The following is a 1,537-nucleotide window of genomic DNA, read 5'->3' as shown; positions in this document are numbered from 1 at the left end:
CGGCCTGGCTTTGGGGGTTGTTGAGATCGCCAATCACCCGGGCGCCGCCAACGCAGGACTCAACGCAGGCGGGCAGCAGGCCCACCTCCAGCCGGTGCACGCAGAAGGTGCACTTGTCGGCGGTCTGGGTATCGTGGTTGATGAAGCGGGCGTCGTAGGGGCAGGCCTGAACGCAGTAGGCACAGCCCACGCACTGCTGGTTGTCGACCACCACGATGCCGTCGTCGCGCTGGTAGGTGGCCTGGGTCGGACACACCGGGATGCAGGGCGGGTTGGCGCAGTGGTTGCACAGGCGGGGCAGCATCACCTGGGTGGCCTGCTGCCGGTTTTCCAGGCGCACCTCGTACTGCTGGACGGTGGTGCGGAACTGGCCCACCGGGGGCAGGTTTTCCATGCTGCAACTGACGGTGCAGGCCTGGCAACCGATGCACTTGCGCAGGTCGATGACCATGCCATAGCGCTTGCCGGCGGTGGCGGGCGCGGCGTCCAGCTCGGTTACCGGGATCAGGCTGGCGCCGGCGGTCAGCCCGCCCAGGCGCTTGAGAAATTGTCGTTTACTGGCATCCATCTCGTTCTCCTCGGTGAGGTTTGGGGTATTGTCCCGGGAGCGGATGGGTTACCTCTATTGTGGTATTCCACATAACGGATGCGGATTTGATCTGGAACAAGCTTTTATGGCCGCTGGTGCTGGCGGCGCTGCTGGCCCAGGCACCGGCCCGGGCCGATGACTTCGATATCGGCTTTCTGGCCTTTCGCGGCGAGGCCCGCGCCCGGGAAGAATGGTCGCCGTTGCTCGACTCCCTGCACCAGGCGCTGCCCGGGCACCGTTTCGAGGGGCATTTCCTGACCCAGCACCAGCTGGACCGGCGGCTGGCCGAAGGCAGCCTGGACTTTGTGGTCACCAACCCGGCCCACTTTGTGCTGAACCGGGGCCAGGGGCTGAACTGGCTGGCCTCCTGGCTGGATCCCCGCTTCGGCTCGGCCCGGGAAAGCGTGGCCGGCAGCCTCTGGGTGCGCGCCGACAGCGGCATCACCCATCCGGAGCAGTTGACGGGGCGGCGGGTCGGCGCCATCCACGACCAGGCCTTCGGCGGCTACCTGCTGGTGGCCGAGCAACTGCGCCGCCAGGGGCTGGACCCGGCCCGCTGGCAGATGCAGTTTGCCGGCTATCCGGCCGATGCCCTGCTTTACCTGTTGCGCGATGGCGCCCTGAGTGGCGCCATGCTGCCGGCCTGCGTGCTGGAAAGCATGGTGGCCGAAGGCCTGGTGGCAAGGGCCGAGTTCCGGGCGCTGATGGTGCAATCCGAGTCTCCCTGCGTGCGATCCACCCCCCTCTATCCGGGCTGGAGCTTCGCCGCGGTGGGGCAGGTCGACGAAGGCCTGCTGCGCAGCCTGACCCGGGCCCTGCTGGACCAGGAGCAGGATGGCCGCCCGCTGTGGGGCGCGCCCATCCGGCTGGACGAGGTGGAGCGGCTGCTGGCCCTGGTGCTGCACCATGTCAGGGTGAGCCGGCTGCTGCGCCGGCTCACCCTGACAT

2 protein-coding genes are annotated in these 1,537 nt (G+C 68.0%); one reads left to right on the top strand and one right to left on the bottom strand.

Annotation, left to right across the window (positions count from 1 at the left end):
• The coding region (dsrO, locus tag CGX12_RS19155; RefSeq protein ID WP_094041451.1) for a sulfate reduction electron transfer complex DsrMKJOP subunit DsrO at positions 1 to 568 on the bottom strand (568 nt) is incomplete at its 3' end.
• 86 nt (positions 569 to 654) lie between these two features.
• On the opposite strand from dsrO, the gene CGX12_RS19150 reads away from it, so the two are divergent.
• Positions 655 to 1,537 (top strand): PhnD/SsuA/transferrin family substrate-binding protein (locus CGX12_RS19150; protein WP_176442122.1); only part of this gene is annotated, 883 nt, incomplete at its 3' end.

Source organism: Zobellella denitrificans (genome assembly GCF_002237365.1).
GTDB lineage: Bacteria > Pseudomonadota > Gammaproteobacteria > Enterobacterales > Aeromonadaceae > Oceanimonas > Oceanimonas denitrificans.
Note: the sequence above shows the minus strand (reverse complement) of the source record. Positions and strands in the feature narration are given on the sequence as shown.